The organism is Collinsella sp. HCP3S3_E5 (genome assembly GCF_052067635.1).
Classification (GTDB): Bacteria; Actinomycetota; Coriobacteriia; order Coriobacteriales; family Coriobacteriaceae; genus Collinsella.
On record NZ_JBQHQF010000016.1, the window covers coordinates 36,352 to 49,742 of the forward strand.

9 protein-coding genes are annotated in these 13,391 nt (G+C 61.8%); 5 read left to right on the top strand and 4 right to left on the bottom strand.

Annotated elements, in window-relative coordinates:
* A complete protein-coding gene (locus tag ACTM82_RS06285) occupies nt 1-816 on the top strand; it encodes an electron transfer flavoprotein subunit beta/FixA family protein (RefSeq protein ID WP_441055176.1) in 816 nt (271 codons plus the stop codon).
* The gene (locus tag ACTM82_RS06290) at nt 817-2,022 is read left to right on the top strand and encodes an FAD-binding protein (RefSeq protein ID WP_441032800.1); all 1,206 of its coding nucleotides are present in this window, start codon (nt 817-819) and stop codon (nt 2,020-2,022) included.
* Here the strand turns inward: ACTM82_RS06290 and ACTM82_RS06295 are convergent.
* Nucleotides 2,019-2,831 (bottom strand): HD domain-containing protein, encoded by an 813-nt coding sequence (locus ACTM82_RS06295; RefSeq protein ID WP_441032797.1) that lies wholly within the window; start codon nt 2,829-2,831, stop codon nt 2,019-2,021. The genes ACTM82_RS06290 and ACTM82_RS06295 overlap by 4 nt on opposite strands.
* A gap of 514 nt (nt 2,832-3,345) precedes the next feature.
* On the opposite strand from ACTM82_RS06295, the gene ACTM82_RS06300 reads away from it, so the two are divergent.
* Together ACTM82_RS06300 and ACTM82_RS06305 are read left to right on the top strand one after the other, a co-directional pair.
* Nucleotides 3,346-4,368 carry a 2-keto-3-deoxygluconate permease gene (locus ACTM82_RS06300; protein WP_427719609.1) on the top strand — a complete coding sequence of 341 codons (1,023 nt, stop codon included), beginning with the start codon at nt 3,346-3,348 and terminating at the stop codon, nt 4,366-4,368.
* A 159-nt stretch (nt 4,369-4,527) separates the two neighbouring features.
* Nucleotides 4,528-5,670: a diguanylate cyclase domain-containing protein gene (locus tag ACTM82_RS06305; RefSeq protein WP_441055174.1), complete on the top strand. Its 1,143-nt coding sequence runs from the start codon at nt 4,528-4,530 to the stop codon at nt 5,668-5,670.
* On the opposite strand, the gene ACTM82_RS06310 is transcribed toward ACTM82_RS06305, so the two are convergent.
* The 3 genes from ACTM82_RS06310 to ACTM82_RS06320 form a co-directional block, all read right to left on the bottom strand.
* On the bottom strand, nt 5,667-6,512 hold the full coding sequence (locus ACTM82_RS06310; RefSeq protein ID WP_441032791.1) for a hypothetical protein: 846 nt from the start codon (nt 6,510-6,512) through the stop codon (nt 5,667-5,669). The two genes, ACTM82_RS06305 and ACTM82_RS06310, sit on opposite strands and share 4 nt — an antisense overlap.
* Nucleotides 6,513-6,647: 135 nt before the next feature.
* Entirely contained in the window at nt 6,648-7,583 is a 936-nt protein-coding gene (locus ACTM82_RS06315) for a DMT family transporter (protein WP_441055172.1), read from the bottom strand.
* Between the two features lie 100 nt (nt 7,584-7,683).
* Nucleotides 7,684-11,430 carry a phosphoribosylformylglycinamidine synthase gene (locus tag ACTM82_RS06320; protein WP_441055170.1) on the bottom strand — a complete coding sequence of 1,249 codons (3,747 nt, stop codon included), beginning with the start codon at nt 11,428-11,430 and terminating at the stop codon, nt 7,684-7,686.
* A gap of 184 nt (nt 11,431-11,614) precedes the next feature.
* Here ACTM82_RS06320 and ACTM82_RS06325 point away from each other — a divergent pair, with 184 nt between their 5' ends.
* On the top strand, nt 11,615-13,177 hold the full coding sequence (locus ACTM82_RS06325) for a cation:proton antiporter (protein ID WP_441032784.1): 1,563 nt from the start codon (nt 11,615-11,617) through the stop codon (nt 13,175-13,177).
* The last annotated feature ends 214 nt before the right edge of the window (nt 13,178-13,391 follow it).

The following is a 13,391-nucleotide window of genomic DNA, read 5'->3' on the forward strand; positions in this document are numbered from 1 at the left end:
ATGAGCGATTTCCATATGGTGGTGTGCGTCAAGGCGGTGCCGGGCAGCACCGAGGTCAAGATGGACCCCAAGACCAATACCATCGTGCGCGATGGCAAGCAGTCGGTCATTAATCCCTTTGACGCGAGCGCTTTGGAATGCGCGCTGGCGCTGAAGGACGACTTTATCGGCTTTGGCATGGACGTGCGCGTAACGGTGGTGTCGATGGGCATCCCCGCGACTGAATCGCTATTGCGCGACTGCATCGCCCGAGGCGCCGATGACGCACTGCTGCTAACCGATCGCGCCTTTGCAGGTGCCGATACCCTGGCAACCACCTATGCCCTCAAGTGCGGTATCGAGGCGCTCGACGAGGACTTCGACCTGCTCATCTGCGGCAAGATGGCGGTGGACGGCGATACGGCCCAGATTGGTCCCGAGCTTGCCGGTGCCTTCGAGATTCCCTGCGTGACCGACGTGAGCTGCGTGCAGAGTGCGGGCTTTACGACCTGTGGTTCACTGGCGCTTGTTCACGGCTGCGATGCCGGCGAGGAGACGGTCTATCTTGAGATGCCGTGCGCGATGACGACTGCCAAGGAGATTGGCCAACTGCGCATGCCGAGTATCGCCGGTATTCGTGCGGCCGAGGAGGCGGACGTGCGCGTGGTCAACGCTGCCGACGTGAACGCCGACCCCGCGCGCTGCGGTCTTGCCGGCTCGCCGACACAGGTCGTACGATCGTTTGTGCCCGACCGCGACCAAACGTGCGAGACCGTTGACGGAACGGCGTCCGAGCAGGCGGCGAAACTTGCCAAGATTATCGAGGGGATGGCATAGATGAGCGGACTGATTATCGATAGCGAAGCCTGTATCGGCTGTGGTCGCTGCGTTCGCGCCTGTGCCTCGGGCGGCATCGTAGTGGAAGGCGAGCGGCCCAACCGTTGCGCCCGCGTAACCGACGGCTGCATCCTATGCGGCGGGTGCGTCGACGCTTGCCCCGTCAATGCCATTTCGATCGAGCGCGAGGAGGCCGCCGGCGCGGTTGACCTCGATGCATATCGAGACATTTGGGTATTCGCGCAGACCGACGAGCACGATACGGTGGCTCCCGTTGCCTTCGAGCTCATGGGCAAGGGCCGTGAGCTTGCGGATACACGCGGCTGTCGCCTGGTGGCGCTGGTCGGCATGGGCCCCGAGGGTTCTCTCGGTGACCTGGAGCATCTGGTTTGCGCCGGTGCAGACGAGGTCCTGATCTGTCGCGACGAGCGTCTGCGCCAGAACGATGTGGAGGTCTACGCCCGCCTCATCTGCGATTTGGTGGCAGAGCGCAAGCCCGAGGCCATTCTGTACGGAGCGACCGCCTTTGGCCGCGAACTGGCACCCGGCGTTGCCGTGCGTTTGCAGACGGGCCTTACGGCTGACTGCACCGTGCTTTCGATGGATACGGAGACGGGGCTGCTGCAACAGACGCGTCCGGCGTTTGGCGGCAACCTGATGGCCACCATCGTCTGCCCCAATCATCGTCCCCAGATGGCAACGGTGCGCCCCGGCATCTTTAAGGCGCCCGACTTTGACTACGGTCGCTCCGGCACGATCACCCAGATAGCACTTGCGGATGATGCTAAGGCTCGTGTCGAGATCTCGATTCCCGCCGAGGAGTGGGGACAGCAGGCTTCAATCGCCGATGCCGAGCGCCTGGTCGTGGTAGGTCGCGGCATTGGTTCCAAGAAAAACCTGCCGCTGATGCGAAGGCTCGCCGAGGCTCTGGGAGCCGAGCTTGGCTGCACGCGACCCGTCGTGGAGGCCGGCTGGTTGGAGTATCGCCATCAGATTGGCCAGACGGGCGTATCGGTTTCGCCCAAGATTCTTGTGAGTATCGGTGTTTCGGGCGCCATCCAGCATCTTGCCGGCATCGGTGGGGCGGAATGCATTATCGCCATCAACGAGGACCCGGATGCCCCCATCTTTGGTGCTGCCCAGTACAAGGTTGTCGGTGATGCCGTCGAGGTCGTCGAGGAGCTGCTAGCCCAGCTTGAGCGCTAGGCGCGCGCCAGCCAGTCGCGCATCTCTTCCTTAAGACGGCTCCAGGTTGCCTGTGTGGCGGGGTCGGTAAAGGGCTGCGTAATACCAAAGGGCGCGTCGAGCAGGCGGTAGATATCGCCCTGCTCGCGCGCCAGCGCGCGGCTCGCCGGATAGACGAGCTCAAACATAAAGCAGATGAGTCCTACCAGGTAGTCCGCGGGCTCGTCGCGTTCATCACGTGCGACGCAGCGGCGCTCGTCAAAGGCGGCCAACGTCGGCGCCGAGAAGTGGCTGGCGAGAAATGCGTCCTCATCCACCTTGAGGATGGTGTCGACGGTGCTGTCGGCGATGGTGCGCATAATGTCGATTTTGTCGCCATCGCGCACGATATCGCAGAAGCACCGTGTACGCTCGTCGAGTTGTGCCGGCAGGCGAAAGTCACTGTGATAGGCGATGCTCGCGCGGATGAGCTCGTCTTCTGCCGGGCTGTCGATAAAGTCGCGGATACTTGTTGCCGCGGGCGCGTCTGCAGGGTTTTTGCCAAAAAGGACCTCGAGGCCCAACTTCGCATGGCTCATGCTCTCGGCATCCTTAAACGTGTCCCAGCGTCGCAGCTGCTCAAAGCGGCCCATATCGTGCAACAGCCCACAAAGCCACGCCAGGTCAATGTCCTGCGGTGACCAGCCCTGCTCACGTGCCACGGCATCACATGCCTCGGCAACGTGGTACGTATGCTCGATTTTGAGCGCGATACGCGGATTGGCGGCATCGTAGGCATCGGTGTAGGTCCTGAAGGCCGCGATTGCCCCCGTTCGATCGATAGCTGTCATAATGACTTCCTAAAAAGCTGTGTCTTTCTGTGTCTTTCGATCCGGTGGCAATTGTAGGTGAACTCGGTTGCCGCCGGGCGATGATTCTGCCATGTCGTCGAATGCGGCTCGGAAAGCTTGTCGGGACGAGGAACGCTATGGTGTTCAAAATCGTTAAAACCGTCTGGCCGGTGATGCTTACCAATGTTGCGATAGGTGCGCCGTTGTCGATGTCCCCACCGCTATTGCGGGTTTCGTCTGCACATCGCTCTTTATTTGCCTGCTCTTTTCGCAGCGGCTGTCGGCGTCGTTGCGGTGGCAATCAAGACAAAGTCGATGTTGTGGTGCTGCGTCTCGGGTATCGGGCTCTATATCGTTTTGAGCCTCGTATAGGAGTGGGGTGCGTTTACCGTCCGGGCCCAACGAATCGGATTTCTCACCGAGCCGGTCTGCTTCTTCTGGTACCATGGTCAAACTTTACTGTAGCAAAGCATGACGTGGGCTTTTGTTCTGCGTCGGCGGAAATGGGGGTTTCATGGCACAGGAAGCGATCGCCAACGAGCAAAAGAAATTCAAAGTACCGCGCATTCCGGGTGACATCATGATCTACCCGATGATCGTCGGCCTTTTGCTCAATACCTTCTGCCCGCAGGTCTTCGAGATCGGCGGCTTCTTTACCGCCGCCTGCCGCGGCGGTTCCAATACCATCGTCGCCGCGATCCTGTTGTTTGTGGGCGCCGGCATCAGCTTTAAGTCCACGCCGGGTGCCATCAAGACCGGCATCGTCGTACTGATTCCTAAGCTTGTGGTGGCAGCCGTGCTGGGCTTGAGCGTTGCGTATTTCTTTAACGACAACTTTTTGGGCCTGAGCTCGGTTTCCATCATCGGCGGCATTACGTTTTGCAACATGGCGCTCTACACGGGCATCATGGGCGAGTTTGGCGACGAGTCCGAGCAGGGCGCCGTGGGCATCCTGTTCTTCACGGCGGGCCCTGCGGTTACCATGATCATTCTTGGTGTCTCTGGTCTTGCCAACATTCCCGTTGGCACCATCATCGGTTCCATTCTGCCGCTCGTGATTGGCATGGTTTTGGGCAACCTCTTCCCGTTCATCAAGAACCTGCTGGTTCCCGGCACCAATCCTGCGATCGCCGTCATCGGATTTCAGCTCGGTGCGTCTATGAGCCTGTCGAGCTTTATCACCGGCGGCATTTCCGGCATCTTGCTGGGCCTTGTCACGTTGTTTGTCGTCGGTCCCATCACCTTTGCGTTCGAGCGCCTGTGCGGCGGTAACGGCAAAGCCGCCGTGGCTTGTTCCACTATCGCCGGCACGGCTATGACCACGCCGGTTGCTCTTGCCGAGGTCGCGCCGCGCTATGCCGAGCTTGCGCCCGCCGCATACGCTCAGATCGCCACCGCCGTCATCATCACGGCAATCATGGCTCCGATTCTGACCGGTTGGGTCGATAAGAAGTTCTACCAGGGCAAGGAAGACCTGTCGCCCGCCGGTGTCGAGGCCATCGAGGAAGCCGTCGCGGCCGACATCGATGGCGAGTAGCCATCGGCGCCCATCAATGATGCTGGCGTGCAACTCGCGCCGTGAGAGCGCCCGGGCACTCTGGTGTTATTCCCTCATTCCCCTCTGGATTGGGGGAGTTATGGTGATGCGTGCGGCTCGGAGAAGCGCTGTCGGTTTGATGGCGGGGAGATGGGCCTGGTGGTTAAGGCGCTCAAGATTGAGATATTCCTGCTAAGCATGATTGTTCTTATCGGGCTTGCCGTGCGGAGTCGTCGCTCCTTGTTCTCGAGCACCCAGCAGCTATTGTTTAGCACGCTTGGCTACACCTCTGCCGCGTACATATTATTCGATATGATCTGGGTGCTATTGGATGGTGTGGACGACACGTTGGGCATTGCTGTCAACTGGATTTCCAACGCGGTTTCGTTTTCGCTCTTTGCCATCGTGTGTCTCATTTGGTTTATCTATTCCGAGACGGTGCAGGGTTCTCGCCTTTTGGCCTCGCGCTATAGGGTGGTGCTTGTAGCGTCGCCTACGGTTCTGGTGGTCGTGCTGGCGTTTACCAGTTACTGGACGCACGCCCTGTTCTATATCGATTCGCAGGGCGTGTATAGTCGCGGCTCTGCTTATATGATCCAGCCCATTGTCAGCTACTGCTACGTTATACATACGTCCCTACATGCGTTTGTGCAATCTCGCAGGGTCGAGAGCCTGCAGACGAAGACCATCTATCGAACCTTGGCATTTTTCGCCATTCCGGCCCTGGTGGGCGGTACCTTTCAGGTCGTATACTCGGTGCCCGGCCTTTGTGTCGGCATAATGATTAGCATATTGTTGCTCTACATTGTCTTCCAGGAGCAGCTCATCTCGACCGACCCGTTGACTGGCCTCAACAATCGCAACCGTTTTGAGACCTATATACTGTCGCTCTTCTCAAATGTGGATCAGGCCGAAGACGTGTATCTGCTTATGATGGACGCCGACGGCTTTAAGCAGATTAACGATCGCTATGGACATGTGGAGGGCGACCATGCTCTTCAGGTCATATCCGCTGCACTCAAAGAAGTCTGCTCGGCGTCTGGTAGCTTTATCGCGCGTTATGGCGGCGATGAGTTCGTGGTGCTTCAAAAGGCGATGGCGGAGCAGGATATCTTGCATCTGTGCGCGGCAATCAACGACGAGCTCGCGTGCGCCGAGGTTCCGTATCTGTTGCGGATGTCCATCGGCTACGCACGGGTTGGTGATGGCGTCGATACCTGGCAAGACTTGCTCCGTGCTGCCGACGCGGAGCTCTACCGCGTAAAGCGCGAGAAGAAGAAAGCCGGCGTCCAGATACGCTAGAAAAAAGGGGCGCACGACCGTTGCGATGGTCGTGTGCCCCTTCTGCGCTTTCGGGGACTAGTATCGGCTGTCGAAGATGCGCCTCGTCTTTTTCTCGGAGCGGGGTAGCTCACCGAGCGCGGCGTGGCATCGCCATGGTTTTCGATGGGGTTAAACGCGTCTGCGGCCTTGCCGCTGGAGTAGGCGTCTGCAATCTGCGGCAGGCGCTCGTTAACCTCGCCATGGGCGGCAAACGAACGGCGCGGGAAGATAACCCATTTGGGATCCTTCTCAAAGGTGCCAGCGGGATGTGCGACGGTATGCTCGGGTACCTCCAAATAGGTTGAGGCGTGACATACGCGGGTGGTGGGGCGCACGATAACGGGCGTATGGTAGCGCTCCGAGATTTCAAATGCCTCTTGCATCATCGCGTAACCCTGCTCCAGATTTTGCGGATCGAGCACGGGGATCTTCGCAAATGCGGCAAAGCGGCGCGTATCCTGCTCGGTTTGAGAGGAGATGGGGCCGGGATCATCGGCAACAAACAGCACCAGACCGCCCTTGATGCCCACGTAGTTGAGGCTCATGAGCGGGTCGGAGGCAACGTTTAGTCCAACTTGTTTGCAGGTAAAAAGGCAGCGCGCTCCTGCATACGATGCACCTGCCAGCACCTCGAGCGCGGCTTTTTCGTTGGTCGACCACTCGACGTGGACACCCTCGGCACTACCTTGGGCCTTGAGTTTGGCAACTGTCTCGACAAGTTCCGTCGACGGCGTGCCCGGGTAACCGGCGACCACGCGAACGCCCGCCGCAAGCGCGGCATACGCAAAGGCCTGGTTTCCCATAACCAGTTTCTTATGCATCTGTATCCCCTCGATGTCGCCGGCGCGTTACGGCAAGACGGCGTCTGCCGCCGCGACTCGGTACGAAATCAACGAGATACAGTGTACTCCATTAAGCTAAAGTGAGAGCTGCCCTTTTCCAAACGGGGTGGTTTGTTAGGCCTTTTTAGGTTTGTTGACAATGATGATGCCACTGCAGACCAAGAGCAGGGCCACAATTACGGTAACGGGGCTCGTGCCAGCGCCCTCTCCGAGCAACAACGCGCTCAACAGCACGCCAAAGACCGGGTTCATAAAGCCAAAGACCGAAACGCGGCTAACGGGGTTGACGGCGAGTAGGCGGGACCACAGCGAGTACGCGACGGCGGAAATGAGCGCCATATAAATGATGAGCGCGATGGCGGGGGCGATTTCGGTGGGGAATAGCGCGCCGCCCATCAAAAACCCGATGGCGGTAAGGACCAAACCGCCGACTAAAAACTGCCAGCCGGCGAGCAAGACGCCGTCATGCTCGCGCGAGAAGATGCCAATGAGGCAGGTCGACAGGGCGCCCGCAATAGTGGAAGCCAAGATAAATCCCTCGCCGTCGAGTGTAAAGCCAAAGGTGCCGTCCGCACCCGAAAGGTTGACGAATGCGACGCCGGCAAAGCCCAGTACGCAGCCGAGCACCTTGGTCGCATCGAGCTTTTCGGTGCGAAACGCCAGGGCGGCAAAGAGGATGGCGAGGAAGTTGGCGCTGGCCTCGATGATGGAACTCGACATGGCGCTGGCGCGCGAGAGTCCCAGGTAGAAAAAGAAGTACTGCCCGATAGTCTGGAAGAGCGACAGGATGCAGATGGGCTTAATGTCGCGAGCCTGTGGAACGAGTGGGCAGCGCTGGGCCGCGCTCATCCCAACGATAACCAGGGCGCCGGCAAGCGTGAAGCGCAAGCCCGCAAAGAGCAGCTGCGAGGCGCTATCGTGCGCGGGGATGCCAAAGAGCTCGTAGCCGATCTTGATGCAGGGGAAAGCCGACCCCCAGAGTGCGCAGCAGACGAGGCAGCCCAGGATGAGTCCGGGCAGGGTGGCGAGATGCGGCTTGCGGCTTTCCATGATGTCCTTCCTGTATGCGCGAAGTAAAAAAGAACCCGCCACCGGGTGTGCCGGTGGCGGGTGTTGTTACCCGAGGGGATTGTACCCGATGGGAACGTATTTAAGCGAAGTAGGCTACGCCGCTCTCAAAGATCGGCATGAACTTGTCGCCGGGAACATGCTCGGGCACGTTGCGGTACAGGTTGTCGCCGCGACGCTCGGCATGGCCCATCTTGCCCAGGACGCGGCCGTCGGGGCTCGTGATGCCCTCGATGGCGAGCGCGGAGCCGTTGGGGTTGACGGAGAGATCCATGCTGGGCTTGCCATCCTCGCCCACGTACTGCGTGGCGACCTGGCCGTTGGCGATCAGCTGGGCGAGCACTTCATCGTTGGCGACAAAGCGGCCCTCGCCGTGGCTGATGGCGACGGTGTAGGGGTCGTCCAGACTGCACTGCGACAGCCACGGGGACAGGTTGGACGAGATGCGGGTGCGCACCAGACGGCTCTGATGGCGACCGATGGTGTTGAACGTCAGCGTGGGCGCATCGGGCGTGGCGTCGACGATGTCGCCGTAGGGCACCAGGCCGAGCTTGATCAGGGCCTGGAAGCCGTTGCAGATGCCCAGCATCAGGCCGTCGCGGGCCTTGAGCAGGTCGCGGACTGCCTCGGTGACCTCGGGAGCGCGGAAGAACGCCGTGATGAACTTGGCGGAGCCGTCGGGCTCGTCGCCGCCCGAGAAGCCGCCGGGAATCATGACGATCTGGCTTGCACGGATGCGGCGGGCGAGCTCGTGGGTGCTCTCGGCGACGGCCTCGGGCGTGAGGTTGTTGATCACGAAGGTGTCGGCCTCGGCGCCGGCGGCGCGGAAGGCGCGGGCGCTATCGTACTCGCAGTTGTTGCCGGGGAACACAGGGATGATCACGCGCGGGCGGGCGATCTTGGCGCCGCCGTACACGTGGATATCCTTGGCGCGGAAGTCGATGGCCTCGACCTCGGGGGTCTCGCCGGCGCTGCGGTAGGCGAAGACGCCCTCGATACCGCTCTCCCAGGCCTCCTGGAGCTCGGCGAGCTCGATGACTTCGGAGCCGGTGTCGATGACATAGCCCTCGACGGTGGTACCCAGGGGCTCGACGACAACGCCGTCGGCGACCTCGGACAGCTCGGCGTCCTCGGCGAGCTCGACGATAAAGCTACCGTAGAGCGGGGTGAAGAGGCTCTCAACGTCCACATCTTCGGCAAGCTCGATACCGATCTGGTTGCCGACGCACATCTTAAAGAGGCTCTCGGCGCCGCAGCCGTAGCCGGGCGTGGAGACGGCCAGGGCGTCGCCGGTAGCGGTGAGCGCCTCGACGGCGTCAAACGCGGCGAGCAGCTGCTGGGCATCGGGGCGGTAGTCCTCGCCATAGGTGGCGGGGGCGATGCGAACGACGCGGTGCGTGAGGCCCTTAAACTCGGGGGAGACGGCGCGGGCGGCACGGCCCACGGCGACAGCGAAGCTGATCAGGGTCGGCGGAACGTTGAGCTCGCCGGCCTCGTCCTCAAACGAGCCGCTCATGGAATCCTTGCCGCCGATGGCGCCGGCACCCAGGTCGACCTGGGCCATAAGGGCGCCCAGGACGGCTGCCATGGGCTTGCCCCAACGTTCGGGCTCGGTGCGCAGGCGCTCAAAGTACTCCTGGAAGGAGAGGTAGGCGCGCTTGTGCTCAAAGCCGGCGGCAACGAGCTTGGCGATGGACTCGACCACGGACAGGTAGGCGCCTGCAAACTGGTCGGCCTCCATCAGGTAGGGGTTGAAGCCCCATGCCATAGCGCTCGCCGTGGTGGTCTCGCCGTCCACGGGGAACTTGGCGACCATGGCAGAGCTCGGGGTGAGCTGCGTCTTGCCGCCAAAGGGCATGAGCACGGTAGCGGCACCGATGGTGGAGTCGAAGCGCTCGGAAAGGCCCTTGTTGGAGGCGACGTTGAGATCGGTGACAAGCGAGGTCATGCGCTCGGCAAGCGTGGTACCGGCCCAGCTGGGTTGCCACACGCTACGGGCACACACGTGGGCGACCTGGTGCTTGGGTGCGCCGTTGGAGTTGAGGAACTCGCGGGACAGATCGACGATGGCGACGCCGTTCCAGGCCATACGCATGCGCGGCTCGGCGGTAACCTCGGCGATGACGGTCGCCTCCAGGTTCTCCTCGGCGGCATAACCCATGAACTCCTCGACGTCACCGTCGGCGACGGCGCAGGCCATGCGCTCCTGGGACTCGGAGATAGCGAGCTCGGTTCCGTCCAGGCCGTCGTACTTCTTGGTCACGGTGTCCAGGTCGACATACAGGCCGTCGGCAAGCTCGCCAACGGCGACCGAGACGCCGCCGGCGCCAAAGTCGTTGCAGCGCTTGATCAGGCGGCAGGCGTCGCCGCGGCGGAACAGACGCTGCAGCTTGCGCTCGACCGGGGCGTTGCCCTTCTGGACCTCGGCACCCGAGGTTTCGATGGAATCGGTATTCTGGGTCTTGGAGGAGCCGGTGGCGCCGCCGATGCCGTCACGGCCGGTGCGGCCGCCCAGCAGGATGATCTTGTCGGTGGGGGCGGGGCACTCGCGACGCACGTGGTTTGCCGGGGTGGCGCCCACGACGGCGCCGACCTCCATGCGCTTGGCCACGTAGCCGGGGTGATAGAGTTCGTTGACCTGACCGGTGGCAAGGCCGATCTGGTTGCCGTAGCTGGAGTAGCCGGCGGCAGCGGTGGTCACGAGCTTGCGCTGCGGCAGCTTGCCCTCGAGCGTCTCGGAGACCGGGACGGTGGGGTCGCCGGCGCCGGTGACGCGCATGGCCTGGTACACATAGCTGCGGCCAGAGAGCGGGTCGCGGATGGCGCCGCCCACGCAGGTGGCGGCACCGCCGAAGGGCTCGATCTCGGTCGGGTGGTTGTGGGTCTCGTTCTTAAACAGGAACAGCCAGTCCTGGTCCTCGCCGTCGACATCGACCTTCACCTTGATGGTGCAGGCGTTGATCTCCTCGGACTCGTCGACATCGGTCATGACGCCGGTCTTCTTAAGGTACTTGGCACCGATGGTGCCCATATCCATGAGGCAGACGGGCTTGGCGTCGCGACCGAGCTCGTGGCGCATCTCCATATAGCGGTCGAAGGCCTGCTGTACCACGGCGTCATCGATTGTCACGTCGTCCAGGACGGTACCGAAGGTGGTGTGGCGGCAGTGGTCGGACCAATAGGTGTCGATCACGCGGATCTCGGTGATGGTGGGGTCGCGGTCCTCATCGCGGAAGTACTGCTGGCAGAAGGCGATGTCCGCCTCGTCCATGGCAAGGCCGCGCTCGGAGATAAAGGCGGCAAGGCCGGCCTCGTCGAGTTCGCGGAAGCCGTCGAGCACCTCGACGGGCTGGGGCTCGGGGGTCTCCATGTACAGCGTCTCGGGTAGGTCGAGCGAGGCGATGCGGGCCTCGACGGGATTCACCACGTAGTGCTTGATGGCCTCGATGGCGGCTTCGTCCAGAGCGCCCGAGATCATATAGACCTTGGCGGAGCGCACGGCGGGGCGCTCGCCCTGGCTGATGAGCTGCACGCACTCGCTGGCGGAGTCGGCGCGCTGGTCAAACTGGCCAGGCAGGAATTCGACGGCAAAGACGGCGCCATCGCTTGCGGGGAGTTCGTCGTAGGTCACATCGACCTGGGGCTCGCTAAAGACGGTCGGCACGCAGGAGCGGAAAAGCTCCTCGTCGATGCCCTCGACGTCGTAGCGGTTGATGATCCTCAGGGCCTCGATGCCCTTGATGCCGAGAATTTCGGTCAGCTCGCCCTTGAGCTGCTGAGCCTCGACGTCGAACCCGGGTTTCTTCTCCACGTAAATACGAGAGACCATTGGTTCCTGCCTTCCTGATCGGTTGGGCGTACGGTGCGGTATGCGGCAGCGGTCGGTTTGCGGGACAAGCCTCGCGGTCGCCTTGAGCCACATGTTTGTAAACGTCACTATGATACGACAGCTCATGGCGTATTGAGGACGGCGAGGGTGCTACAGTGAAGCGCAAACAAGAGAAAGGCATCACATGGCATTCGTTTCGCTCGCCATCATCGCGCTTGTGGCTTTTGCAAGCCCCTTTATCGCATCGGCGATTCCCGGAAAGCCCGTTCCCGAGACGGTTTTTTTGCTTGTGTTCGGCGCGGTGCTGGGACCTCATATGCTCGGCGTCATCCATGTAGATGCCGAGGTCTCGCTTGTGTCCGAGCTCGGTCTGGCCTTTTTGTTCCTGCTTGCCGGCTTTGAGATCGACCCCAAGAACATCACGGGCGTCGAGGGACGCTACGGTATGGCGACGTGGGTCGTCACGTTTGGCATCGCCTGGCTTGCCGTGCGCTTTACCCCGTGGTTCTCGGTCAGCCATTTCGACGGTATCGCCGTGACGCTGGCGCTCACTTCGACGGCGCTCGGCACGCTCGTGCCCATCATGCGTGAGCGTTCGCTGACCGGCACGCGCGTGGGCGACTCCATCCTTGCCTATGGCACGTGGGGAGAGCTCGGTCCCGTGCTTGCCATGTCGGTGCTGCTCTCCGCTCGTACTGGTATCCAGACGCTCGTGATCCTTGGCTTGTTTGCACTGGTCTGTGTGCTGTTGGCCGTGGTTCCGAGCCGCTCCAAGCGCGTCGGCAGCCGCTTCTTTGCGTTTGTCGAGGAACGGGCCGACACGACGTCGCAGACGTTCGTGCGCCTGACGGTGCTCATCCTGGTCACACTCGTGGCATTTTCCGCCATCTTTGACCTCGACATCGTGTTGGGCTCTTTTGCCGCTGGCTTTGTCCTGCGCTATATCATCCCCGAGGGCAACCATACGCTCGAGACCAAGCTCGATGGCCTGGCCTATGGCTTTTTGATTCCGGTGTTCTTTACCGTGTCGGGCGCAAAGATTGACCTGACGGCCGTGGCGTCGCGCCCGGGTCTGCTCGTGGGCTTTATCGCGGCGTTGCTGATCATTCGCGCCGTACCGATCCTTGTCTCTATGAGCATTTGTCCCGCGACACGTGACGTTTCGGCGTATGGCCGCATTACCGTGGCCCTGTACTGCACCACGGCCCTGCCGATCATCGTTGCCGTGACGAGTGTGGCCGTCAACGCAGGCGCTCTGTCGCAAGACGTCGCCTCGGTTATGGTAGCCGCCGGTGCCATCACGGTGTTCTTGATGCCGCTGCTCGCGCAGCTCTTCTATCGCGTGGTCGATGCCGCGCCGGCCACTGCCGTGGCAGAGGTCGCCGAGCACCCTGCCGACGCACTCGATATCCTGCGCGCTCACCACGACCTAGCGAGCCTGCTCGCGCGCGAGCATGAGCTTTTGACCTCGCATGGCCATGGGCGTTCGCTCGACGGCATACCTACCCTTGATTCCATTGCTGACCGCCTCTCGACCGAGGCGGCAAGCGGCCACATCGATGCCCGTATCGTGGACGCCGCTCATTTGCTGGCTGAGAAGACCTATGGCGACGAGATCGACCCGTCCGAGCTGACTCCGCGTGAGCGCCGCCGCCTGGAGCGCGCCAAGCTCGCCGTGCGCGAATACCGCCGCCGCATGCTGGAGCTCTACGCGCGCGATGAAGCCCAGGACGACGACGGCAAATAACGAGATGCTTCCCTAGGGGAAGCCGCGTCCCGCTTTAAAGACCCGAAACGGGACGCAGTTTCCGCATCGGCCCCCATCGGGAAGTCACATCCCAGAATGGACGGGGACTGCGGACGATTTCTTGGACCGTTACGCGGCCCTTCCCAGCGCGGCGCGGAACTCGGCCGGCGTGCGGCCGCCGAGCGCATCGCTGCGCCTCTCCGTATTGTATCGG

What these genes read in the sequence shown, in the direction of transcription:
- ACTM82_RS06285 (WP_441055176.1), top strand. Translation starts at nt 1, where the DNA reads ATGAGCGATTTCCATATGGTGGTGTGCGTCAAGGCGGTGCCGGGCAGC.
- ACTM82_RS06290 (WP_441032800.1), top strand. Translation starts at nt 817, where the DNA reads ATGAGCGGACTGATTATCGATAGCGAAGCCTGTATCGGCTGTGGTCGC.
- ACTM82_RS06295 (WP_441032797.1), bottom strand. Translation starts at nt 2,831, where the DNA reads ATGACAGCTATCGATCGAACGGGGGCAATCGCGGCCTTCAGGACCTAC.
- ACTM82_RS06300 (WP_427719609.1), top strand. Translation starts at nt 3,346, where the DNA reads ATGGCACAGGAAGCGATCGCCAACGAGCAAAAGAAATTCAAAGTACCG.
- ACTM82_RS06310 (WP_441032791.1), bottom strand. Translation starts at nt 6,512, where the DNA reads ATGCATAAGAAACTGGTTATGGGAAACCAGGCCTTTGCGTATGCCGCG.
- ACTM82_RS06315 (WP_441055172.1), bottom strand. Translation starts at nt 7,583, where the DNA reads ATGGAAAGCCGCAAGCCGCATCTCGCCACCCTGCCCGGACTCATCCTG.
- ACTM82_RS06320 (WP_441055170.1), bottom strand. Translation starts at nt 11,430, where the DNA reads ATGGTCTCTCGTATTTACGTGGAGAAGAAACCCGGGTTCGACGTCGAG.
- ACTM82_RS06325 (WP_441032784.1), top strand. Translation starts at nt 11,615, where the DNA reads ATGGCATTCGTTTCGCTCGCCATCATCGCGCTTGTGGCTTTTGCAAGC.